The organism is Aneurinibacillus thermoaerophilus, from assembly GCF_019603355.1.
Lineage (GTDB): Bacteria > Bacillota > Bacilli > Aneurinibacillales > Aneurinibacillaceae > Aneurinibacillus > Aneurinibacillus thermoaerophilus.
The window spans coordinates 2,839,848-2,862,722 of sequence record NZ_CP080764.1; the positions used below are offsets into that span (position 1 = coordinate 2,839,848).

The following is a 22,875-nucleotide window of genomic DNA, read 5'->3' on the forward strand; positions in this document are numbered from 1 at the left end:
GCCAAGCCCTGCCTTTCTAAAGGTTCCGTTACTTGTTAGCCTTCTTCGCACGTTGTTCTTTTTCCTGCTCTATCGATTCCGGCTTGGCGACAAAATCGCGCTTAACCACGAACACCTGTTCAATCTGATAGAAATTCGCCAACGGAGTGATGCGCGCGGTCTGTGTTAATCCGTAATCTCCCTCCTCGACGGAACTTACACGTCCGATAACTAAGCCCGGTGGCATCACGCCTCCCATACCGGAAGTGGTCACGTATTGACCCGGCACAATCTTCAAATCTTTTGTTTTTGGAATTTTACGCATGATAAGTTCATGCTTTTCTAAGTCATAGCTCTCGATGACTCCGTAAATCGCCTGACTCCCTTGAATCACTGCTGAAATGTGATTTGCCTGTTCGATATCCATCAACAATTCAACCTGCGAAGAAAAATGGGAGACGTTCTTGATGCGCCCGATAAGCGCGCCCTGTGACGATATGACGGCCATATCCGGTTCGATACCATCGTTTTTTCCTTTGCTGATAATCAGCGTGTTGTTCCAGCGATCTGGTGTACGTGCGATGACATCGGCCGCATACCACTTATACCCTCTCAGTTTGTCATCTTTAATATTAATCATGGAACGCAAGCGGGCATTTTCGCGGCGAAGTTCTTCCACTTCCCCCTTCAGCTTCGCGTGCTTATCCAGTTCCGCTTTCAATGCCTTGTTCTCTTCGTATACGTTATAAATGTCCCTAACATCTTGAAAAAAACCGGAAACAAGCATGGTCGGCTTGTAAAAGAGTCCCTGAACAAATGAAACGGAGTCTTTCACCAACCGTTCCGGCCATGTGGGAAAAGGGCGCTCCTTTAACGTAGCACCCATCACCACAATCAGCACAATCAACCCCATGAGTATCGCAATTAACCGCTTATTGCCAAAGAAACTGGACACTCCTCAACACCTGCTTACTTGCGGCTGGAACGCATCGTGATGCCAGATTTTGATTTAAATAAATGAAGATTTTCAAGCGCACGGCCTGTACCAATTGCCACGCAATCAAGAGCATTTTCCGCTACAAGCACAGGCATACCTGTCTCTTCCGCCAGAAGTTTATCCAGATTGCGCAACAGCGCGCCACCGCCAGTCAGTACAATACCGCGATCCATAATATCGGCCGCCAGCTCCGGCGGGCTTTTCTCCAGGGTAATTTTCACCGCGTCCACAATGCTTGTCACGGTCTCACTCAGCGCTTCAGCAATTTCCTCAGCTGTAATTTCGATTGTCTTCGGCAAACCAGAAATCAAATCGCGGCCACGAATATCCATTTTTTCCGGCTGCTCTGGCGGAATGGCGGAACCGATTTCCATCTTCAGCGTTTCCGCTGTCCGCTCCCCGATCATCAAATTATATTTCTTCTTAATATATTGGATAATTGCTTCATCCATTTCATCGCCAGCAACACGGATGGATTTGCTTGTCACAATTCCGCCCAGCGAAATGATCGCTACTTCTGTCGTACCGCCGCCGATATCAACAACCATGCTTCCGGTCGGTTCCCATACAGGAAGATCTGCGCCAATAGCCGCAGCAAACGGCTCCTCAATCGTAAACGCTTCACGCGCACCTGCAAGCTTTGTCGCGTCTTCTACTGCGCGTTTTTCTACCGCAGTAATACCGGAAGGAACGCATACCATCACATTCGGCTTGCGCGAAAACAGGCCACGGTTTTTCTGCGCCTGCTCAATAAAGTAGCGCAACATCGTAGCCGTCGTTTCAAAATCGGCAATAACACCGTCTTTCATAGGACGAACCGCCACAATATTGCCCGGCGTTCTACCGATCATGCTTTTGGCTGAATTCCCTACCGCTTCAATACTCCCGGTATCTGTGCGCAGCGCGACAACAGATGGTTCACGAACAACAATTCCTTTCGACTTCGCATATACAAGCGTATTGGCCGTACCAAGGTCAATACCCATATCTCTATTAAAGCTACCAAACATCGGTGTAATTTCTCCCTTCATGTTAAGCGCATATGTAATCTTGCGACAACAACTATAAAATTATACTGAAACCCTATACTTTTTCAATAAGGAAAAGGATAGCATTATGCTAAATGCCCCTTCTCTTTCATACTGTAAAATCGTCCATCACCAATAATAACGTGATCAAGCAATTCAATGCCAAGAATACGCCCCGCTTCTTGAAGACGACGCGTTACGTCAATATCTTCCCGGCTCGGTGCGGGATCACCACTTGGATGATTATGAAGACAAATCACGGAGGCACTGCTGCGGCGAATCGCTTCTTTGTAGACTTCACGTGGGTGAACAATGGATGAATTCAAGCTTCCAATAAAAATTGTTTCTCTGCCGATAATGTGATTCTTTGTATTGAGGTACAAGCAGACAAAATGTTCTTGTGTGTGATAACGCAACTCTTCCATCATAACATCGGCGACGTCTTTCGGCGAACGAATGGCAAAACGGTCGGACGGAAGGGCAGTGCTCATGCGTTTTCCCAGCTCAAGACCAGCCATAATCAGCAAAGCTTTTGCCGGACCGATTCCCTTCATCGCGATCAGTTCTTCGAACGAAGCCGATTTTAAACCACGCACCCCTTCAAACCGGTTTAATACCCGGCAGGCAAGCGACATCACCGACTCTTCCGCAGACCCGGTGCGCAAGAGCAGGGCCAGCAATTCCGCGTCAGAAAGCGCACCTGGCCCTACCCGCATCATCCGTTCCCGCGGCCTGTCTGATTCCGGCATATTTTTCAGCATAGGATAATAGTCTTGAGACAGCATGTCCCTCTGTTGCATATGGACTCCCCCATTCGTAAAAATACGGGGCCATTCCTGCTGCCTTCCTAATGGTGCATCCCCATAGGCATATCCGGCATAGGCGGACGCCTATAGTAATTTTACACCAAATTCTTCCAGAAAGTCACTAACCAATGCGACTGGAAGTCCGACTACAGAAAAATAATCTCCCTCAAGATGGGATACAAGCATCGCTCCATACCCTTGAATACCGTACGCGCCCGCTTTATCCATCGGCTCGCCGGTAGCGATGTAGCGGCGAATCTTATCCGGTGTTAGCTTCCGCATGGTAACTTTCGTAGCCCGGTATCCGCTTTTCTCTCTGCCTGTCGCCGTTTCGACAATACAGACGCCAGTATAAACCGTATGCGTCCTTCCCTGCAGGCTTGACAGCATACGGAACGCTTCTTCTTCATGTCCGGGCTTACCCAGAATGGTATCGTCCAATACCACTATGGTGTCGGAACCGATGACGAGAAACGATTCATTCTCATTGTCCGCAAGCGAAAATGCCACATCTCTAGCCTTGCGCTGTGCAAGAATGGTCACGTACTCCTCAGGGGATACTTCTTCCTCCACCACTTCGCTCGCCACGCTCGGCTGCACGATAAACGTAAGGCCCAATCCGGCCAGCAATTCTTTGCGCCGAGCAGACGCCGACGCGAGAACAATGGAAGGCTGGTTTGTTTTTGCCAAAGTGATTCACCTGCTCCTACTTGGGTACTGTAAAGATATGCTTCTTCTTCCTTATCGACTTATATCATATTAAGTTTAGCAAAGACCTTTAAGCAGCACAATAACGAAAAGCGAAACGTTTAGTCATGTAAAAACAAACAGAACAGGAAATAAAATCCTGTTCTTTTCTAAAAGGGAGAAGAAGATGCGGCCGGTGTTGCCATCGCTTCCTGCCATTGCTTATAAAAAGCGATAAACCGTAATATTTTTTCCTCTGCCTGCCATAAATATGTCCTGTTCGGCTGGGATGAGAACTGCTGCAATGTGGTGACGGCGGTCGTCATTTCATTTAAAGCACTTTGCAATAATGTTTTCTGTTGCTCAGCAAGTACGGTTGTCAAGCTTCTTCCCTGCTGCAACAACTCCCGGTGTTTGGCCATCATTTTTTGAATGGCGGCCTGCTCGATTTTTCCTGTCTTAAATCCTTCTCCGGTAAGGAGCGACACATTCTGAAACAAATCCGCCTGTGTCTGACCAAAACGCTTGATTTCTTCCATCGTTGAGGATGTTAGCTCCTCCGGTACCGCAACCGTTATTGTTCCCGCAGGCAGACTCTTCTCTTTAATATAAACCTCCTGCTTGTCCGCGCGATACACTTGGGCAAGCGCAAGCGCATCATCCCGCAAAGCGCTAACTCCGAGAAACAGCATTTGTTTGCCCGCTTCTTCCACCATATGCACCGGCCAACCTTTCTCCCGCAAAGCGGCGGCTTCCTGTTCCGCTCCCGCCCTGGTGCTAAACACGCCCCCCTGCACCATATACAAGGACATAACCGGAAGTGTGAGCGTTAAGGATTTTCTCTTGGGCACGGCCGACTGCCCTTGCACGGAAGCTTGCGTGCCTATTTCTGTGCTTGTCCGCCCTGCTGCTCTGTTTTCCCCTTTCTGTGTCAAAGCTACAGACGGCTTTGTCATATCTTCTACGGTTGGCGTCGACCCGGTCGTAAATGTGTGCAAGATAACATAGCCGAACAAAAGCCCGACGGATACAGCGCCTCCGACAACTGCGGACAGTTGAAAAAAATTCCGCGGCGGCTTGAAAGAACGACCTGAGCGCTTTTTGTGTCCGAATAACGGTGTAATGGGCGCACGAAAACCTATACTTTCTACTTCTTCTATTTCCTTATGATTCATCATGCTCTCTGTTACTGCGGCAGCTACAGGCGGAGATAACGGTTCGTTCTGCTCCTCCGCTTTCGCTGGAATAACAGAAACAGGCGAACAATTTAGCTTGATTTTCGGGCGCGACGCAGCAGACGCCTTCACCTCCGATCGGGACAGCTCTTCCCGTGGCCTTATGCGAATCGTATAGTCCGGTCTTTTCTTCATGTGAAGCCTCTCCCTCTCTTGGATAAGTATCGTTACTTTATCCATATGAGGCAGGCTCTTACATTATGAATGGGGTTGTACATCTTCTTTTTCAATAACTGGATATTGTGTCGGGTCCCATTTACCCGACGGCGGGTCTGTATGAACAGAAGGAAGTTTGTCCAGAAGCGATGCATACTGCGGCGCGTAATATCCAGTTAGCTCTAAGTTAGCTTCAATCCCCTTTTCTTTTGGAATTTTGAAATCATCCTCTTGTTTCTGTTTAAACATAAGCTTATCTACACGCAAATACCTGGACATCTGCTGAATCTCAGTAACAAACCTGTAAACGTCTTTATATTCCCCTTTTATGCTCAGCTTAATTTTCATATTCCGAATCGAAGAATGGGGCAAATACTTCTCAAGCTCCGCACGCGTAACTTTTGGCGCTTGTTCTTTCGGTATATCAGCCGTCTTCTCTTCGACTTCTTCAGAGACAATTTCTTTTGCCAGATCCGCCGCGTTTATCTCTTTATTTTCCTCAAACGACGCATCCTCTATCGCTATCTTGCTAATAGACTGCAACTTTCCAAACTCTTTAACCAGCTGCTCATCGTAAGATTTTACCGGAAACAGTTCAGCGATCTGCCGCAATTTCTCCTGCGGTGGGCGCGTATCTGCTTCTTTCTTTTGCTTTGTGGCCAGTTCAAGCTCTGCTTTCTTCTGTTGCAGCTGTATCTCCGCCTCCCGCTTTTGATTTAGTACCGGCATAACATACAAATAATAGAACACAGCTAGCATCAAAAATAATAGAGCCAATCCAAGCAAAACATATTGACGCTGCTTTTCCTCCATTTTCTACTCCCTCTCTCCTGCCTGTTTAGTCGCTCCGCTTTGCTTGTTAGGCGAAGTGTTTTTGCGGAAATTTTTTTCATCTATCGTCTGAGTAATGAATTCAAATCGGGCCTGATAATAAGGGAGAATTTTGCCGCCCATAAGTCGCAGCGAGAGGGAAAGCGGGTTGCCTTTCTCATCTCTAGGTCCAATCCATTCCGTCTTAACTATTGTAATCCTTTTAACATCCGCCTTCATAACGCGCGGTAACTGTTGCACATTATATAAATACGCCGCGATATCCTCATACTGTTCAAAACGGCCTTCTACTTCGATTTTTCCGTCCATATTATAGGAAAGAGACATTACTTTTCCTTGTTCAGGCAATTGGGAAGCCAGTTCATCGAGCAGCAGAGTTGTCGGATAGAATACATGTTGCAGCTTATTAGACAAATCCAGATAATCGTCAACCGTCACAGCTTGTCCCTGCCGTTGTTGCATAGCGCTCAATTGCTTTTCAATCCTTTCTATCTCCGCCTGCATGCTGGCCGTTTCTTTCTTGCCTGTCACATATAACATCCCTAAATATCCGGCTGCTAACAGCCAAAAAACACCGATTATGCTAAACACAACAACCATGCGAGAAACGCTCGTTTTTTTTCGGGGAAGAAGATTAATATCTACCATTTCCGCTACCCTCTCATCGCTAAACCAATCGGAGCCATATACGCTTGAACTTCATCCTGCCCGGTAAAAGGATGGAAAATATGCTCGGCAGGAAACCGCGTAACCTCCGCATGCTTAATATTTTCCTGTAAAATAGAAATTATTTTTTCGATATTTGGAAAATCACCGGTAAGATACATCTTGCTAATGCGTGTACCATCTTTTTTCATATTAAATTCATAAAACGTAAGCACACGTTCCAGTTCTCGTATTAAATCCCTCGCAAATCCGTCAAACATCCCTCTATCTTCCATATATTGAATGAGAGAATAAGACTGCATGCCTCTTTCATCTAATGTAATGTTATAGTTTGTTAAGTCAATCGGGATGTTGCGAACAAACTCCGGAATGTCACCTTTGAAAAAGAAAACATTGACCGAGTGAAGCCCAAGCTGTACAATGATAAATTCTTCTTCCTCAGCCCGGTATTTAGCAAGGACACGATATAGCGCCAGCGGCTCGATTTCTGCCGCAACGAGTTCGATACGCAATACGGAAAACAGTTCAATATATTGATCGACTAAATCTCCCGGTGCAGCAACAACCCAATACTGTTCCTGCTCTTCTTCCGCTTCACCGTTTGGCGCTTGTTCCAATTTGTAATAATCAAAGTACGGGCGCTGGAACGGAACATGAACCGTGGACTCCAGCTCCACTTCCAACAACATCCGCACTTCTTTTTCCGGAACGGGTGGCAAGAGAACTTTCCGGATAAAAACAGAAGAGCTTGGAAGCGAAATGATTGCTTTTTTTCCTTTTAGTCCTTCTTCCTGTACCTTTGTGCTCAATTCACTTTCGATGCGCGCACAGTCAATCAGCTTGCCCCGTTCAATTAAACCGCTATCCAGTTCAAAAAAGCCGGCTTTTTTAATATGAATCGTCTGGGCATCATGGTGTACTTCCGCATACCGCAATCCTCTATCTTCCAGCACCATCCCGATATGGCCGGACTTTTTCCGCAATAAATAAGAAGGGACTTTGAAATCTTTGAGCGAAAATCTGGGGAATGTTATCCTCGGTAACGTTCGTTTCACAGCAATCCCTCTTCCGTCTTTTTGTATCCATGCATTAGTAAAAAAAACTGAAATACCACGCAATCAGATCATAGCCTTTGAACAAAGCAAGCAACGCGCCCAGCGCAATGAACGGCCCGAACGGCACTTTCGTCTTTCGCCCGGCTCCCCGAAATATCATCAGCAATACCCCATAGAACGCCCCGAAAAAGGTAGAAAGAAGAATCGTCAACAGAAGCAAAGGGTAGCCGAGGAAAAGGCCAACAACAGCAAACAACTTAATATCCCCGCCTCCGATGCCGTTTCCTGAAACAATCGCAATTATATAGAAAATGGTAAACCCGAGCACCATGCCGATCAAATGCGAAAGATACGTTTCGTCCGGATGAATAAAGAAACGAAGCACAAGAAACACGAGAAAAAATGGCAGCAGTACTTTATCCGGAATGATCCGGTATGCCAGGTCTGAAACTGTAATGATCACCAGCAAAGAGATAAATAACAAATAGAGCCACGCTACTGGAGTAAAATCATATACAGCGTACACCGCAGCGAATAAAATTCCGGTTGCCAGCTCGATCAGCGGGTATACCGAAGAAATCGGGGCGCGGCAATACCTGCATTTTCCGCGCGCAATCAAATAAGAGAGAATCGGAATTAGATCGATCGGTTTGAGCTGTTTTTTACATGTCGGGCAATGTGACGGCGGAGCAAGCAGCGATTGTTCTTGCGGCACCCGCAACCCGACGACATTGAAAAATGAACCGAAAAGAAGACCGAAAAGAAAAACGAGCAAAAGAATAGCGAAATCCATAGTGCTCCTTTCTTCATGATCCACGTATTTTGGAAAAAACAAGGCTCCGCGCTTTTGTGCGTGCGGAAGCCTTGGAAATTCATGATATATGCCTATTTATTACCGTCCTTTAATATGTCTTGTCGAGTCATGTCTTTAATCTCTTTTTTATCTTTTCCTAATTTAGCTCCTTCTAACGTTATCATAAGATCACCGTTATTATACTTAATTGTACCATTAGTATAAGGTTGGTTCGTTTCTGGATTTATAGGTATAGCATCAAGATATTTTTTACCATTATTTGCATTAGCTTCAGCTAATGTTTTCAAATCCACATCTTTGCTTACTTCCTCAGGATTATCCAAATAATATAATTTTGCTGCATCAAGTACCATAATCGCATTCGCCTTATGCGTCTTTAATTTCTGATTTTCAATAATGTTTCCAATCGCTGGTACGGCAATGGCCGCAATAATACCAAGAATAACAACAACTGCGAGCAATTCAATCAATGTTAAACCGCGTTGCTCTTTCCACACTTTTTTCATTTGATTCAGCATGTGTTTTCCTCTCCCTCTTTTCTTTTACTTAATATGTGAATACATTTCAAACATTGGAACCATAATCGATATGACAATGGTTCCGATGAGTACGGCAAGGACAACAATCATAATCGGTTCAATCAACGCCTTCACTTTGTCCACCGTATTTTCCACTTCGGCCTCGTAAAAGTCCGCGACCTTGTCAAGCATCGTCTCCAGCGCCCCCGTCTCTTCACCGATGGCGATCATCCGCGTAACGAGCGGTGGAAACACCCACGACTCTTTCAGCGGTTCGGACAAAGGCCGTCCCTGCCGCAAACTCTCTTTCGCGTCTGCTAACGCCTTGCCTATGATTTGATTATGCATCACCTCCTCCACGATTGTTAAAGCTTGCAAAATGGGCACCGAACTAGAAAAAAGCGTACTCAACGTACGGCTCATTCGGGCCAGCAACCCCTTCTGGTATAATGAACCAAAAATAGGGACTTTCAACTTGAGATAACTTGTGACTTTCTGCCCATATTCCATTTTTACTAAAATAAGAGAAAAAATGGATAATAAAAGCATGGTAATAGTATAAATGTACCAATAATGCACTAAACTATTGCTTACTGCCAGCACGAACTTCGTAATCGCAGGCAACTCAGCATTCAAGCTTTGAAACATCCCAACAAAAGTAGGAACGACGCTTGTAAGCAAATAAACGGTAACCCCTATCGCCAGCACAAGCAGGACGAGCGGGTATGTCATCGCTGATTTTACTTTTTCCTTCGTATAATGAGACTTCTCATAAAACAGCGCCAAACGCTCCAGAATGACTTCCATATTTCCGGAGGCTTCACCGGCTTTTACCATGCTCAAAAACAATGGCTCAAAAATTTTTGAGTGTTTCGCCGCCGCCTCGGACAATTGAATCCCATTGCGAATATCCGATTTAATGTCTTCTAATGCTTTCCGAAATTGCTTATTTTCCGTTTGGGCAGCCAGCGTATGCAGCGAATCCACCAATCCGACGCCAGCGCGGATGAGGGTCGCAAATTGCCGCAAAAACACGACAAAATCACGATTTTTTACAGGACGGCCAAACGTAATCTCTTTATGCAAAATCGTTTTTTTCTCTTCTTTCACAGCCAGCACAATCAGGCCACGCTTTTTGAGTTCGGCAATGGCCGCACTTTGGGTCGCCGCAGTAATCGTCCCCTTTTTCTTTTTGCCACCACGTTCCCTTGCTTCATAAGCGAACGTTGTCATCTACTCCAGCACCTTTTCATTCATATAGTTCTGTGCCGACTCTTTCATAATAATGCCCCTTGTGATCAAATCTTTAATAGACATCTCCAGCGTATGCATACCAAAATCGCGTCCCGTCTGCATCATGCTGCGAATCTGATGCACTTTTTCCATCCGAATTAAATTGCTGACTGCGGGTGTATTAATCAAAATTTCCGTTGCCGCGATACGTCCGCCGCCAATCTTGGCAAACAGCCTCTGTGAAATTACGCTAAGCAAAACGGAAGACAACTGAATGCGCATCTGCGTCTGCTGGTTGCCAGGAAACACGTCAATAATGCGATCGATCGTCTGCGGTGCGTCCGGTGTATGCAGTGTAGCAAACACCAGGTGCCCGGTTTCAGCTGCGGTGATCGCCGTACTGATCGTTTCCAGATCGCGCATCTCGCCCACCAGAATAACATCCGGGTCTTGACGGAGCGAGGCGCGAAGACCTGTGGCAAAATCAGCAGTATCAAAGCCGATCTCCCGCTGATTAATAATCGAGAGCTTATGCCGGTGTAAATATTCAATAGGGTCTTCCAATGTAATAATATGTTTGCGCATCGTGCGGTTGATATAATCGATCATCGCCGCCAGCGTCGTCGATTTCCCGCTGCCTGTCGGCCCGGTTACAATAATCAGCCCCTGCGGTTTATGACAAAGCTTTTCTAAAACTTTCGGCATGTTTAGCGATTCTAGCGTTGGAATTTGCGTCGGAATGACCCGGAAGACAAGACCGACGCTTTTCCGCTGATGGTACGCATTCACGCGAAACCGGGAAACTCCCGGTAAACCATAAGAAAAGTCAGCTTCTCCCTTTTCCTTAAACCGGGTAAAAAGCTCCTCGCCCATTACCTCTCTAGCGATCGCTTCCGTAGCCGACGGCATTAATGGCTCCATATCAAGTCTGTACAATTCGCCATCCATGCGAAAGATCGGAGCGGATCCGGCAGTAATATGTAAATCGGAGGCTCTTTTTTCAAAGGCGTATCGCAATAACTTCGCAATATCAATTGCGGACATCCCTATCACCCCTTATACCATCTTGCTATTCCCGCGTCGTAATGCGATACAGCTCTTCAAGCGTCGTTAATCCCTGCTTGACTTTCAGCAGCCCGTCATCAAACAGCAAAATCATGCCATGCTGCAACGCGTATTTTTTGTATTCTGACGCCGGCATTTGCCGCACGATCATCCGGCGCAACGTATCATCCATTCGGAAAACTTCATGAATGGCGAGCCGTCCCCGGTACCCGCTGGAATTACAGCTGCCGCAACCTGTTCCACGCCACAGCTGTTCGATGGTTAACCCCCGTCTAGCAAACACCTCTTTTTCATCTTCCCGCGGCGTATAGCTTTGTTTGCAATGCGGACACACCCGGCGTACAAGCCGCTGCGCAAGGATACCATTTATAGAAGAAGCAATAAGAAATGGAGGAATTCCCATATCAACCAAACGGGTAATGCTGCTAACCGCATCATTCGTGTGAAGCGTACTGAGTACAAGATGCCCGGTCAACGCCGCCCTGATAGCAATTTCAGCTGTTTCCGTATCGCGAATCTCACCAACCATAATGATGTCAGGGTCTTGACGAAGAATCGACCGCAAAGCGGAGGCAAACGTCATACCGATACTCGTATTTACTTGTACCTGATTAATTCCTTCCAACTGGTACTCAACCGGATCTTCAACGGTAATAATATTAACCGTATCATTATTCAAGTGATTAAGCGCCGCATAAAGGGTGGATGATTTTCCGCTGCCCGTCGGTCCGGTTACAAGCAAGATCCCATTTGGGCGGCTGATCAGATCGCGAAAAACAGCCAAATTACGCTTCGTAAGTCCAAGCTTATCCAGTTCAAGCAACGCGGTTGTCGTATCCAACAAACGCATCACAATTTTCTCCCCGTACACCGTCGGAAGCGTGGATACCCGTACATCAATCGCCTTAAGCCCTACGTGCATTTCGATTCTGCCATCCTGAGGCAAGCGGCGCTCCGCAATATTAAGGTTGGACATAATTTTAATTCGCGCAGTCAAAATGCCCATCATATGACGTGGGAGCATGCGCTCCGTCCGCATCACGCCATCAATCCGGTAGCGGATTTTGATCCCCTCCTCCTGAGGATCAATATGGATGTCGCTCGCCCGTAACTGTATCGCCTGTTCAAACATCTGAGTAACGAGTCTGACGATCGGAGAATCTTCGGCCGATAATTCTTCTTCTTCTACCGTCATATGGCCGCTTATATCATCCATCAGCTCTTTTACCGAATCCTGCATGCCATATATTCGGCTGATGGCACGCTGTACCTCTTCTTTTGTGGCAATGACAGGAACAATCATGCAGCCGGTGCTGATCCGCATTTCGTCAATCGCAAAATAGTCGAGCGGATCAACCATAGCCACGGTCAGTTGATCTCCGTCGCGTTTTAAAGGAACGACCTGATAACGCCTTGCGATTTCTTCAGATAATAGGCCTGATAAGGCCGGTTCTAACTTATAACGATAAAGACTCACATGGGGAATACCAAGTTGAAACTCAAGAATTTCGATAAGCTGCTGCTCATTTATGAATCCCTTTTTTAGAAGAACATCGCCTAATTTCATCTTTGTATTTTTCTGTTCTTCTAGCGCCTCTTGCAACTGCGCTTCGGAAATGATCCGCATTTCAATCAAAATATCGCCCAGCCGCTTTTTCTCCAAGTTCCTCCCTCCTGCATTTAATCCAAAATATAAACGTTCCCCTGCTGTTCCGACTGCTCTTTATTCTGACCATTCGGCTTTTCAGTTTTATTCTTTTGCTCGCCTGCTGAAGAACTGGCGGTATCCTGCCTTTCCGCTGTGTTCTTCTTGTCTGCTTGCTCCGTTTCAAGCGCCATTCCCTCATAAACCGGGCCAAATGCTACGATGTTGTGCAACGGCCTATAATAATCATCCGACAATAGCTCAGTCTTTAGGCTTCCATCCTCTTTATAACAGGAAACAAACACTTTAACCCTGAGCCCTGCTTTACCGCGTCGAATGATTTTTTCTGCTCTTGGAGGTAGCGTATTATCGCTGCGAACAATCGTTTCCGGAGCGATCTGCTCCTCTTCTTTTGCCTCAATGGTAACAGGAGGAACCGGCTTGGCTCCAAAAATAGCAATCCTAAGCTGCCGGTTTTTAATTTCTGCATGAATGTAAATCGGTTGCTTCATCCGATTCACAAAGCGCAAATCAAATTCTTTCCCTCTGACAAAAGCATCATATCCTGCCGGAATAAACTCAACCGGGCGCACATTATTGTGTCGTTCGATGATCGGCAGACCGCTCTTGACCGCTGCAATATATAAAGTAGACGCAACTTGCACCGCTCCTCCCGCAACACCGTCTTGCACGTTTTCATCCTTAAGAATGGGAACAGATAAATACCCTTTTCCTTCTGTATAAGGACCTGCTGTTTGGTAAAAAGAGAAGGTTTGATCCGGCAACAGTACGGTTCCATTAATGAGCCGAACAGCCTGCTCCGCATTCAAAAGACGATTAGGTACGGAAGGGGAAATGGTGGTGCTATACTCAGCCAGCATTACTTTAATATCTTTTACAGTTTCTTTTGTTATCTTGGGTATATCTTTTTCTACGACAAGCGGAACGCGCAAATGCCGGCTTTGCCTTTGCAATTCATCATCAATCGCAGAAACCGTCTGCGGCACATCCACTTTATATCCCTCTACTTCCGGGACAATCGTAATTTTTGTTTCGGACACTTTCGCCGTAGCAGGTACGGCCGGTCGGTCTACATTTTTCGCAATCTCCGTGATCATGTCCGTCAATTTTTCCCGATTAAACGTTACGCGCAAAGGCAATTCAGGTGAAGGCGCTGTCCCGCGCCATCGCTTCCACATGCCCCATATGCCTGACCGTTCCTCAGATGCTTTGCGGGCTTCCAAAAGCGAGCCAGGCACATCATACTTGACGTTGATATCCTTTAATAAAACAGGAAAGGATTTTCCGTCTATCGTTACCTGAAGCGATCCCCCTGCCCTTGTTTGCAAGAAGCTATTCAGCTTTGCCTCAGCTTCCGTAAACGTAAGACCGCTAATATCAACTCCCGCGATCGTGATTCCTGGGGAAAATGTTTCCGCCTTCGGCTTACTTTTCCATCCCCCTGATAAATAAAAGGCTCCTCCGCTAAACAAGAGAGCAGGTGTCGCTATCAGCAAAAAAGCAAACAAAAATCGTAAGTTATGTATTCGCTGGAGCATTTCCGCTCCATCCTCCTCCCTCACTCCTTCGCCTCTTTTACTCAGCAAGTTTCAACGTTAATTCAAAAAGCTTGTTTCTGCCAAGCTGCTTTACTTGCTCCATAACTTCGGCTGTAATAACGTCCCCTTTCGCAAGCAGGAGTTTCCCTTGTTCATCATATAAATCTGTTGTCAGCCTCTTGCCTGTTAAATTGGGCAAATTTTTGAAAAGAGGAAGCGGCTGCTCCTTTGCCATCCATTCCTTTTCAAACGGTATTTCTTTCTTGATCGTACCTTCTTCCTGTGTCACAGTGTCCCCTGCCACTTGTTGTTCTTCCTTCACAAATGATTGTTCGTCACTTATTAAGGTTTTTTCTTCCCTTCCAAATGGATGTTCTTCACTGATTAAGGGTTGTTCTTCACCTGCAAACTGTTGCTCATCCAACAGATTGGCGTTGCTTTCTTCTTTCACAACCAGAATTTCTTTTCCAATCGTAATAATAAACGCTGAAGCTAATACGCCCGGTTCATTCCCTTCTTTTTCAACAACATATCCTTCAATCTTTCCGTTCTCCTTATTTACGTAATACTCCGTCACCGTTCCTAAAAGCTGGCCTGCTGTTGTAATGACTTTGCTATCAATAATCTGGATGCCTTTCGCTTTTAATTCGTTGGCCAACGTATCTTCGGATAGGTCGATTACAGACGATTCGTTCTCCGTCATCACGGCGTAATCGCCCAATCCTCCCACATGAGCGAACGGAAGCACCTTGATCCCCAGCGTCCAACGTTCATTATGAACAGTCAAAAAGTCAACAACCCCGGACGCCGGATTCACTAGAAGATTCTTCACCTTTCCAATTTCTTTACCATCCATAATGCTAATAATAGGCATCCCGATTAATTCCTGGCTTCGTTTCATTGGCTTTGCACTCCTTTTCATACGTTTATCTATTTGTTTATCCCAACATGAATGGCAGCAGGGATGAACGTTTAAAACTGATACTTGTTCTCCTCTGTTTCCAGCGAACGAAGCTTCGTTTCAAAGTAATGAATTTGTTGCATAATGTCAGCTTCGTACTTGCTGCGCTGTTCCTCTTCCAGCTCCGCCTTTTCCAGTTCAAGCAACAAACTTTGTAGTTCCTGAATGCTCTGTCCATACAGCCCCATTTCATGCAATACTTTGATGTAATCTTCCATAATCATCAACCTGGCGGCAAAAGGTATCTTGTAAGCCAATGCCTTTTTTAAGCTCTGCAAAGCATTTTCATGCTTTCCTTCTGCCAGCTCCGTATGTGCTGCAAGAAAATGCCGTTCCACTTCTTCCATCTCTTGCGCTTTTTGCTCCACATGTTCCGCCGAAAAAGCTGCAAGGACATCATCTGCCAGTTGGCAATCTCCCTCTTCGCCATCATGTTCTTCGTTTCTCTCGGACACCTCTAACGCATCACTTGCTGTTTCTTCCTTATTGGTCTCCTCCAAAGGAAGCTCTAACAAGAAATCATTTTGTTGTTGCTGTTCACTCTCCTCTTCAGCCGCCTCTCTTAAAACAGAATAGTATAGCTCTTCTTCGCGCGAAGCGTCCGGGCGAGCGTCTTCGAGCCCTGTCGGCTCGCTATCCGCCATTTCTGTCTCATTCTCAGCAAAATGGTAAAGAGGATTATCCTCATTCGCTACCTGAAAAGAGTGTGCCTCTTCTTTCCCTGTTTCCTCCATGTTTCGCATATTGTTCATCTCCCTCTCCTCCTTCTTTTCAACTGTAGCCAAATCATTCTCCCCTTCCTTTTCTTTTGCTCTATCTTCTGCTCTATCTTCATCCTGAAATATGGATTCTACCATAAGAGGCGTTTCATCCGTCTCCTTAACACTGTGATGCTCACTAACACTTTCCTCTATCAATGAATCATGCTGCTCTTTTTCTTTGTAAATCTGAAAGAAAAACGAAAGAATCAAAGCGCCTGCTGTCAAAACGAGAAAACCTATCACAAACCCAAACAGGAAAACGATGAAAGGCGCAATCATACCAAGTGCAATCGCACCGTAAAATAAACCTGCCGGTTTTCCCGCGAGATAAACCTTTCTCTTTATGAAAACATAAAACAAAAAAGCAAAAAAAACATAGATAAGATAATATCCCCATACCCAAGATAATTCCATGAAATCACCAAAATGATCGTTTTTTACTATTTACTTCTACAAACTATTATCAATATAGTACAATATTCCAGAGAAGAAAAGTATTTTTATGAACAAATTTACAAATTTATCATAATTTCCATTTGAAACCAGCATATGTTCTTGCTATGCAGAGGGATTCACCAAAATTATCATCGTATATCGGGGGATAAAGAAAGATGGAGCGATTTTCGGATGAGAAAGGAATAACTTTGCTTGAAGTGCTCGCCGCGATTGTCATATTTTCTATTTGTCTATTGCTCTTTAACGTATATTTTGTCAATAGTTTTTCCACCGTTAAAAGACAAGACTCGCAGCTCGTTGCCATGAATATCGCAAGACAGGTGGCAGAACAATGGAAGACGGGAAACGGCTCGCTTGAGCTCGGAACAGACACGCTTCGCTCTACATATAAAGACATCCATGCACACAAGAATGATTGGCTTGATGACAAAGGAATGCCTGTTGAACGCCAGCTATCTACCGTTACACTGAATGGCATTACGTATCAGCCATCCATAACGATTGAACCTTTCGAGGAAAACGATCAGCTTTATATCATTAAAGTTACGATCAAAAAACAAAATGATGACAAGGTATTAGCGACGCTGCACACTGCTATTGCCAATCCGCAGAAAGGAGAATAATCAATGTCTCTGTTTCGCAAGTTTGTCCATCAGAAAATTTTCAATGAACGTGGCGTAACTCTTGTAGAGCTGCTAGTGGCGGTTGGCATTTTTCTTGCTATCATTCTTCCACTGTCCTCCATATATATATCTGGTATTTCACTTTATGACCGTACACGCATTGAAACGGATTTACAAAATGAAACAGATTTTATTCTTTCAAACATTTTAAATACAGTGCAGGATGCTTCTTATTTCGAATTACCTAATGACTCGTTCGATCCAACAAGGCACAACACATTGGTCGCTATTTTTAAAAATTCATTGGCTGGTAAAAGCTTGCTTCCGCCTGAAGATGAAGGCAAGAGCCGGGATGGATTGATTACGTATGATTTGAAGCTTGCCTACGATACCGAAACAAAAAAGCAACAATCGATGCTAAAACGAACGTTCTATCAATTCCCACAACTCTCAAGCGGCGATTCACAAAGTAACCCAAACATAACAAACGATTCAAATAACGTCTGGAAAACATTTAAACATGATGAAGGGTATGTTGTTGGCGGATTGTTTACAGTGACCGAACATAATGACAAGCTGACCATTTATCTTGTCGTCGCACCGAAAGGAAAGAGTGGAACGATTCGCAATGGGCAAAAAGCTGAATTTACCGATCTGAATGATGTATTGCATGAATTAAACCGGTTACAAACGGAGCGGAAGTCACTCGCTTCAAGCGATAACGAACCTTTGCATTTCATCCGTTTCGTGAAAACCGAGTTTGCTGTCAACAATATGAAGAATGGGTGAGGCTGTAATGAAAAAAGTTAAGGAGGAACAAGGGGGCGCCCTGTTAACAGTTTTTTTTATTTTAATTTGTTTCGCCATACTTGGTTTATCAATTATGAGCGTTACGCTTCAATCGAGCAAAGTTCGCACATTTACTGACAACGAAATCAAGGGGAAAATGCTGGCGGAAATCGGACTGCTCTATTTTCGGGAAACGCTGGAAAAAGAGCTGGCTCAAGCGCAAAAGGAAGGCGCTTTTGAAAAAAACACAAGCCATCCTGTAAGACAGGCGCTCGAGAACCCGCGTGATGATGATAAGATAATAGAGATCATAAACAAAATAGCTAAGAAAAATGATTTGCTAGATTCTAACAAACCAGAAGAATCTATTAAAAAATATGTATATATCCCGCTACCACAGCAAGAAGAAGGCGGGTTTGCCATCGGATATACCGCTTATGCTGCTATACCGTACAAAGATAAATTCGCCGAACCGAGTCAACCATACTCGCGAAAAATTACTGTCTCTATTATTGGCATTCCGCCGGGGAGCGCTGTTATGCAAAAGGATGGAACGGTTCAACCGAACGGCCAAAAGCTAGAAAACATAACAGCCACGTTTTATATTAATACCGTTCCCGGCCCATTCCATTATGCGATCAGCACGCCGGGAGAGGTACGCTTTTTCGGAGGAAGCAACATTATCGGAAACGTACGGGCGAACAAAGTACTCACTAGCCAGCAATACCGATATAAAAAAGAAAACAATTGGTACAGCGGAGGGGACGAGACAAACAAAACGTACATCGAGGGAAAAGTATTCCTTACCGATCAGGACGATGCAGGTGTCTATGATGTAACCAATTACCCGAAAGAAACGGATTCACCTGAAAAAGAAAACATTCCACCGGTGGATAAAGCGGAACGAAAAACGACCAAAAACGAGCTAAAAGCCAAGCAAATCTTTATGCCACAGGGGGACATTCCTTCTCATATCGTTGATTTGCAAGCTAAGCAGCCTTTTCTGCCCGGTTGGGAGCCGCCTGTCATCGAAATCGTAGAGGATGAGTCTTTGTCTCTATTTCATAATGAGACAGTTGGTGAATATATAAACAGGAAACTAGCAGAACGAAAAGAGGGCGCACCGGAGCCTGATGAAGTGGTAGATGAAACATCATTGTCTTCCGAAGAAGAAGGGGACGGTTTACGCAAAATAGATGAAAAGAAGCTAAAGGAGCGGATGTTCATTGAATCAAGACAGCCTAAGCCCAATGATCCGGAAATCGAGGCTCCTTCCTTAACCGTCCGGCTTACGGGAAAAACCCTTTACGACTATAACGTTTCAGAATTATTCATTGTTCCGCAAAATCCTTCCGAACATAAAGTCACAGTCGAAATGGGAAAAAAAGGGCAATTTTCAGATGAGCCAACAAAAGAAGGGGAACCTTTCACATATAAAGGCACGATTTACATTCAGGGAGATCTGGATATTGTTAATGATATTGATATGACAGGTACGATTTATGTTGACGGCAATGTCACAATTCGTGAAGCGACAAATCAGAAGAAGACAAATCAGGGAACACAAAATTTGGCCATTATCGCTTCCGGAAAAGTTATCCTGACAAACCGTTATGAGGGAAAACCGATAGCAACACCTGACATTGACCTGTCCGCCTTTTTATATTCGGATTTTTCCTTACCTGAAACCGATGCCACAGATAGCAACAAAGCAGAAAAAGGAATGGAAATTTACTCTGTGGAATCGGTAAACCGTATTAAAGGCGGAATCGGAACAAGCGGAGGCTATATTGAATTAAATACAAAACGGGAAGGAGAGGCAGAAGAGCTCGCTTCTCACTTGAGCATTCAATTTAACCGGGGAATTTTTGAACAGGAAACACCTGGATTGCCTGCGGGAGACACTTTCTTTATCGACATATATGACACACAATATAAACAAATTGCAGGAAATGAGCACATCGACATAATGAGCAAAAACGGAGGCAGCCGATAACGGCTGCCTCTTATTGCAGAGTTTCTGTTCCTTTTATCGTTAATTTTCCTGCATCTTTACTCGCTGTAAATTGTTTCAATCCCTCTTCTTTTACCGCATCAATTTTATCGACATTAAAATCTTCGGTAGACTGTAATGTTATGATTAATTTTATTTTCACATCATACGTTGCTGTTTTGCCGTTTGGTGCTTTCAAAAGCTTCGGCACAGCCCACCCCTTATCGCCTTTACTTAGTTCTTTAGGTGGTGTAAATTCCGGTCGCACCGATTGGGTGTTTTTCGTCTTTGTATTTTCCAGGATAATGCTCATATCTACAATTCGCAAATGTACTAATTGGGGCAGTTTCTTTACCTTATACCCTGCTTTCACGCTGGCAGCGCGGTTGTCCTTCGGTGACTTTGCTATCTCCGCTAGCGGCTCTATATAATCTTCAATTTTATTTCCTTCTGGATCTAACACATTTCTTATTTTTCGTTCACCATGTCGTTTGTCTTCAGGTATTTTGCTACCATCCGGGTTGCTGTCATCCTGCACGGTTTTATCTAATGTAACCGCCCAAATGTCCAAATCGGTCTTGACCGGCTGACCGTCTTTTTTATCCAGAACAACGACCATCTGTTTCTTCTCAAAATATCCGTTTTTTGCAGTAAGCTTTTTCCACTTGCCTTTTTCCTTAACATACCATGCCGTTGTCGGAAGGATTGTATCTTTTTGTGGCTGAATCACCACATATGCGTTGTCTCCGATTACATCAGATTTTACTTTAAATAAAGGCGTCAACCGTACATGAACGTTACAGCGCGCTTCTTTGCCACCGTCCTCCGTTCTGGCAACAATTTGCGCGGTTCCAACTCCTTTGGCTGTTACCTTTCCATTTTCATCAACCGTAGCAACCGATTCATCGGTCGAACTCCATATCACCTTTTTATTCGTAGCATTTGACGGTTTTACTTCAGCAGTTAATTGTTCTGTCCAATGCGTTTCCGGAACGGTGTTTGGGTCAGGATCGATATCCATATCCAATTTTGTCTTGTTAAGGACAATGCCGCTAACCGGAATCCGTTGCGGAACGACCGTAATCGTAAACGCCTCTAACGGTTTCGTTACCACATTGCCATTGAACGTTTTATATGACAGAGAAACACCTGTAAAAGAGTACGTTCCTTCTTTTAAAAATTTCAATTTCAGCGCTTTTTTCAATTCGTTCGCATCTATCGCAGGGCCATTCTCTGTATAGGGCACATCTGGGAAACGTATCGTAACATAGCCGGATTCATCAACAACTGCGTCCGTATCCGGCGCAAGCTGTACATCAGAAGAAGGCAGCTTCACTTTCACCTTGACTTCCCCCAGGGAAATCTGCTTAATTTTATTTGTAATTTGGGCGAAAAGGGACTTTAAATTGTCCATCGTTCCTTCGTAAGCAGCGCCGCCAGTAAGAGAAGAAAGCCGTTCTAGATTCTTCATGCGCACATCTCTGCCAAAACCTATCGAATACAATTTAATCGAGTTGTCTGCCAGTTCACGTGCTGCTTCCTCTGCATCCCGCAGCGCTTTTTCAATTTGCCATTCTTCTGTTCCCCCATCTTTTCCCTTTCCGTGTGTCGGAACACCATCGGTTAAAAAGATAATATACTTACGGTTCGTACTATTTGCAAACATAGACTTGGCCATATGTAGGGCAGCCCAGTAATTCGTCCATCCTACAGCATGAACCCATTCCACTCTCTTTTTTACGGTGTCAAAATGAGTAGTTAAATCACTTAGCTTTTCAGCCTCTGTACTAAACGAAACAAGCCCAATTCTATCATCTGCGCTTTTGCTGCCTGAGTGATCGGCCAGCAAATCAATGGCGTGCTTGGTTGCTTCTTTCGCCTTCGCCATCTTGTTTTCATTTCTTACCATAGAACCGGAGCGGTCGAGCACAAATACAATATCGACAGGTTCACGAACCAAATCAGAGGCGGTCGGCTTACCGTACGGCGTAAGTTGAACGTTCACGGCTCCTACAGCCGTCCCATCCTGCGTCTCGATTGTCTGCTGCTTCGGATCTATGGTGCCATTCAGTCCGATGTGTGATTGCTCCTCCGCCGGCCCTACCTCTACAGTAATCGCTGCAGATAGAGTCTTCGTTTGAGCCATCGGTTCAATGTTTTTGGCACATGTAACATTAGGTTTTGTTTTCTTATAATATACGGTTCCCCGCACACAAATTTTTGGAAGACCGCTTACTACAACATCATCCAAAAAATAAGCATCACCTTCGATTGTAAGCTCCGCATTCCCGCTAATCGTAAGATTTTTAAAGAAAAAAGCATCTGCTCCAACAGTAGTAGTAGAGTTATCACTAATTTTCACCGTTTCAAAATAAGAATCTTTCCCGATGTTCACCTTAGGGTTGCCGCTTATAGCGGTGTTTCCTCTAAAATACCCATTATCGTTTACAGTGAAATCAGCATTACCGCTAATTTCTGTCGTTTCTTCCACATACAAGGAAGAATACTGATGCGAACGATTCCCGGATTCTTTTAAATGTTTCTCTTTCTTTACATTCGATGGAGGCTCAGGAAATGAAAGATCCCCTCTACTTCCCTTTTCATAGTATACAGTAATCGTCGCCTTCCCTTCTTGCAGCGCAGTCACTTCAACAGAATTCCCCCTGTCATGACTTAACTGCAAAACGTTCGGATCGGAAACCGACCAGCGCACGGCGTCGGCCTTGCTCGGGTCAACATTGACGGTAAACGTTTCCTTGTGCCCTTTCTGCATTTTCGTTTTATACTGCATGAACGCTACATCGTTATCCGCAATATTTTCTGCACGTACGGAAACATTCCCAATGCTTGTAAAAAAAAGCATAAACATCATACAAAACAACAGTCCCATAGATAATGCTTTTCTCATCTTCTTCCTCCCCTCTCTTGTTATATTTTTACTATATAACAGGGAAAATTTTACCACAATACATATCACTGTCAACTTTGTTTTCCCGTGTATACATTTATATTATCTTT

General features: G+C 44.7%; 20 protein-coding genes. 3 read left to right on the forward strand and 17 right to left on the reverse strand.

Going from position 1 to position 22,875, the window contains the following annotated elements; translation table 11 throughout:
• Positions 1-28: 28 nt before the first annotated feature.
• From mreC to K3F53_RS14810, 16 genes are all read right to left on the reverse strand, one after another.
• The gene (gene mreC, locus K3F53_RS14735) at positions 29-934 is read right to left on the reverse strand and encodes a rod shape-determining protein MreC (RefSeq protein ID WP_057897892.1); all 906 of its coding nucleotides are present in this window, start codon (positions 932-934) and stop codon (positions 29-31) included.
• Positions 935-948: 14 nt separating this feature from the next.
• Entirely contained in the window at positions 949-1,986 is a 1,038-nt protein-coding gene (locus K3F53_RS14740; protein WP_057897891.1) for a rod shape-determining protein, read from the reverse strand.
• Positions 1,987-2,090: 104 nt separating this feature from the next.
• A complete protein-coding gene (gene radC / locus K3F53_RS14745) occupies positions 2,091-2,804 on the reverse strand; it encodes a RadC family protein (RefSeq protein ID WP_091260401.1) in 714 nt (237 codons plus the stop codon).
• A 90-nt stretch (positions 2,805-2,894) separates the two neighbouring features.
• Positions 2,895-3,500, reverse strand: a complete 606-nt coding sequence (locus tag K3F53_RS14750) for a Maf family protein (protein ID WP_220559077.1) — start codon at positions 3,498-3,500, stop codon at positions 2,895-2,897.
• Between the two features lie 167 nt (positions 3,501-3,667).
• Positions 3,668-4,867: a hypothetical protein gene (locus tag K3F53_RS14755; RefSeq protein ID WP_220559078.1), complete on the reverse strand. Its 1,200-nt coding sequence runs from the start codon at positions 4,865-4,867 to the stop codon at positions 3,668-3,670.
• Positions 4,868-4,930: 63 nt separating this feature from the next.
• The gene (gene pilO / locus K3F53_RS14760) at positions 4,931-5,701 is read right to left on the reverse strand and encodes a type 4a pilus biogenesis protein PilO (protein WP_220559079.1); all 771 of its coding nucleotides are present in this window, start codon (positions 5,699-5,701) and stop codon (positions 4,931-4,933) included.
• 3 nt (positions 5,702-5,704) lie between these two features.
• Complete coding sequence (locus K3F53_RS14765) at positions 5,705-6,367, reverse strand: PilN domain-containing protein (protein ID WP_057897887.1); 663 nt, start codon at positions 6,365-6,367, stop codon at positions 5,705-5,707.
• A gap of 5 nt (positions 6,368-6,372) precedes the next feature.
• Positions 6,373-7,440 carry a type IV pilus biogenesis protein PilM gene (gene pilM, locus K3F53_RS14770; protein ID WP_091260402.1) on the reverse strand — a complete coding sequence of 356 codons (1,068 nt, stop codon included), beginning with the start codon at positions 7,438-7,440 and terminating at the stop codon, positions 6,373-6,375.
• Between the two features lie 34 nt (positions 7,441-7,474).
• The gene (locus tag K3F53_RS14775; protein WP_057897885.1) at positions 7,475-8,233 is read right to left on the reverse strand and encodes a prepilin peptidase; all 759 of its coding nucleotides are present in this window, start codon (positions 8,231-8,233) and stop codon (positions 7,475-7,477) included.
• Positions 8,234-8,325: 92 nt separating this feature from the next.
• Positions 8,326-8,772: a type II secretion system protein gene (locus tag K3F53_RS14780; RefSeq protein ID WP_057897884.1), complete on the reverse strand. Its 447-nt coding sequence runs from the start codon at positions 8,770-8,772 to the stop codon at positions 8,326-8,328.
• A gap of 24 nt (positions 8,773-8,796) precedes the next feature.
• Positions 8,797-10,005 (reverse strand): type II secretion system F family protein, encoded by a 1,209-nt coding sequence (locus K3F53_RS14785; RefSeq protein ID WP_091260408.1) that lies wholly within the window; start codon positions 10,003-10,005, stop codon positions 8,797-8,799.
• On the reverse strand, positions 10,006-11,049 hold the full coding sequence (locus tag K3F53_RS14790; protein ID WP_057897882.1) for a type IV pilus twitching motility protein PilT: 1,044 nt from the start codon (positions 11,047-11,049) through the stop codon (positions 10,006-10,008).
• Between the two features lie 25 nt (positions 11,050-11,074).
• On the reverse strand, positions 11,075-12,697 hold the full coding sequence (gspE, locus tag K3F53_RS14795) for a type II secretion system ATPase GspE (protein WP_057900237.1): 1,623 nt from the start codon (positions 12,695-12,697) through the stop codon (positions 11,075-11,077).
• 53 nt (positions 12,698-12,750) lie between these two features.
• Positions 12,751-14,274: a VanW family protein gene (locus K3F53_RS14800; protein ID WP_139184946.1), complete on the reverse strand. Its 1,524-nt coding sequence runs from the start codon at positions 14,272-14,274 to the stop codon at positions 12,751-12,753.
• A 37-nt stretch (positions 14,275-14,311) separates the two neighbouring features.
• A complete protein-coding gene (locus K3F53_RS14805) occupies positions 14,312-15,175 on the reverse strand; it encodes a PRC-barrel domain-containing protein (RefSeq protein WP_057897880.1) in 864 nt (287 codons plus the stop codon).
• A gap of 71 nt (positions 15,176-15,246) precedes the next feature.
• Positions 15,247-16,410 carry a Yip1 family protein gene (locus K3F53_RS14810; RefSeq protein ID WP_220559080.1) on the reverse strand — a complete coding sequence of 388 codons (1,164 nt, stop codon included), beginning with the start codon at positions 16,408-16,410 and terminating at the stop codon, positions 15,247-15,249.
• Between the two features lie 197 nt (positions 16,411-16,607).
• Between K3F53_RS14810 and K3F53_RS14815 the strand changes: the two genes are divergently transcribed.
• The 3 genes from K3F53_RS14815 to K3F53_RS14825 are packed head-to-tail and all read left to right on the forward strand — an operon-like array spanning position 16,608 to position 19,860.
• Positions 16,608-17,075: a type IV pilus modification PilV family protein gene (locus tag K3F53_RS14815; protein WP_057897878.1), complete on the forward strand. Its 468-nt coding sequence runs from the start codon at positions 16,608-16,610 to the stop codon at positions 17,073-17,075.
• Positions 17,076-17,078: 3 nt separating this feature from the next.
• The gene (locus tag K3F53_RS14820) at positions 17,079-17,864 is read left to right on the forward strand and encodes a PilW family protein (RefSeq protein WP_091260412.1); all 786 of its coding nucleotides are present in this window, start codon (positions 17,079-17,081) and stop codon (positions 17,862-17,864) included.
• Positions 17,865-17,871: 7 nt separating this feature from the next.
• A complete protein-coding gene (locus K3F53_RS14825; protein WP_057897876.1) occupies positions 17,872-19,860 on the forward strand; it encodes a hypothetical protein in 1,989 nt (662 codons plus the stop codon).
• A gap of 10 nt (positions 19,861-19,870) precedes the next feature.
• On the opposite strand, the gene K3F53_RS14830 is transcribed toward K3F53_RS14825, so the two are convergent.
• Positions 19,871-22,765: an Ig-like domain-containing protein gene (locus K3F53_RS14830; RefSeq protein ID WP_057897875.1), complete on the reverse strand. Its 2,895-nt coding sequence runs from the start codon at positions 22,763-22,765 to the stop codon at positions 19,871-19,873.
• Between the last annotated feature and the right edge of the window lie 110 nt (positions 22,766-22,875).

Excerpts from the sequence above, each read along its gene's own strand:
- K3F53_RS14740 (WP_057897891.1), bottom strand. The coding sequence starts at position 1,986 with ATGTTTGGTAGCTTTAATAGAGATATGGGTATTGACCTTGGTACGGCC.
- radC (WP_091260401.1), bottom strand. The coding sequence starts at position 2,804 with ATGCAACAGAGGGACATGCTGTCTCAAGACTATTATCCTATGCTGAAA.
- K3F53_RS14755 (WP_220559078.1), bottom strand. The coding sequence starts at position 4,867 with ATGAAGAAAAGACCGGACTATACGATTCGCATAAGGCCACGGGAAGAG.
- pilO (WP_220559079.1), bottom strand. The coding sequence starts at position 5,701 with ATGGAGGAAAAGCAGCGTCAATATGTTTTGCTTGGATTGGCTCTATTA.
- K3F53_RS14765 (WP_057897887.1), bottom strand. The coding sequence starts at position 6,367 with ATGGTAGATATTAATCTTCTTCCCCGAAAAAAAACGAGCGTTTCTCGC.
- K3F53_RS14775 (WP_057897885.1), bottom strand. The coding sequence starts at position 8,233 with ATGGATTTCGCTATTCTTTTGCTCGTTTTTCTTTTCGGTCTTCTTTTC.
- K3F53_RS14780 (WP_057897884.1), bottom strand. The coding sequence starts at position 8,772 with ATGCTGAATCAAATGAAAAAAGTGTGGAAAGAGCAACGCGGTTTAACA.
- K3F53_RS14785 (WP_091260408.1), bottom strand. The coding sequence starts at position 10,005 with ATGACAACGTTCGCTTATGAAGCAAGGGAACGTGGTGGCAAAAAGAAA.
- K3F53_RS14790 (WP_057897882.1), bottom strand. The coding sequence starts at position 11,049 with ATGTCCGCAATTGATATTGCGAAGTTATTGCGATACGCCTTTGAAAAA.
- gspE (WP_057900237.1), bottom strand. The coding sequence starts at position 12,697 with ATGCGGATCATTTCCGAAGCGCAGTTGCAAGAGGCGCTAGAAGAACAG.
- K3F53_RS14800 (WP_139184946.1), bottom strand. The coding sequence starts at position 14,274 with ATGCTCCAGCGAATACATAACTTACGATTTTTGTTTGCTTTTTTGCTG.
- K3F53_RS14805 (WP_057897880.1), bottom strand. The coding sequence starts at position 15,175 with ATGAAACGAAGCCAGGAATTAATCGGGATGCCTATTATTAGCATTATG.
- K3F53_RS14810 (WP_220559080.1), bottom strand. The coding sequence starts at position 16,410 with ATGGAATTATCTTGGGTATGGGGATATTATCTTATCTATGTTTTTTTT.
- K3F53_RS14815 (WP_057897878.1), top strand. The coding sequence starts at position 16,608 with ATGGAGCGATTTTCGGATGAGAAAGGAATAACTTTGCTTGAAGTGCTC.
- K3F53_RS14820 (WP_091260412.1), top strand. The coding sequence starts at position 17,079 with ATGTCTCTGTTTCGCAAGTTTGTCCATCAGAAAATTTTCAATGAACGT.
- K3F53_RS14825 (WP_057897876.1), top strand. The coding sequence starts at position 17,872 with ATGAAAAAAGTTAAGGAGGAACAAGGGGGCGCCCTGTTAACAGTTTTT.
- K3F53_RS14830 (WP_057897875.1), bottom strand. The coding sequence starts at position 22,765 with ATGAGAAAAGCATTATCTATGGGACTGTTGTTTTGTATGATGTTTATG.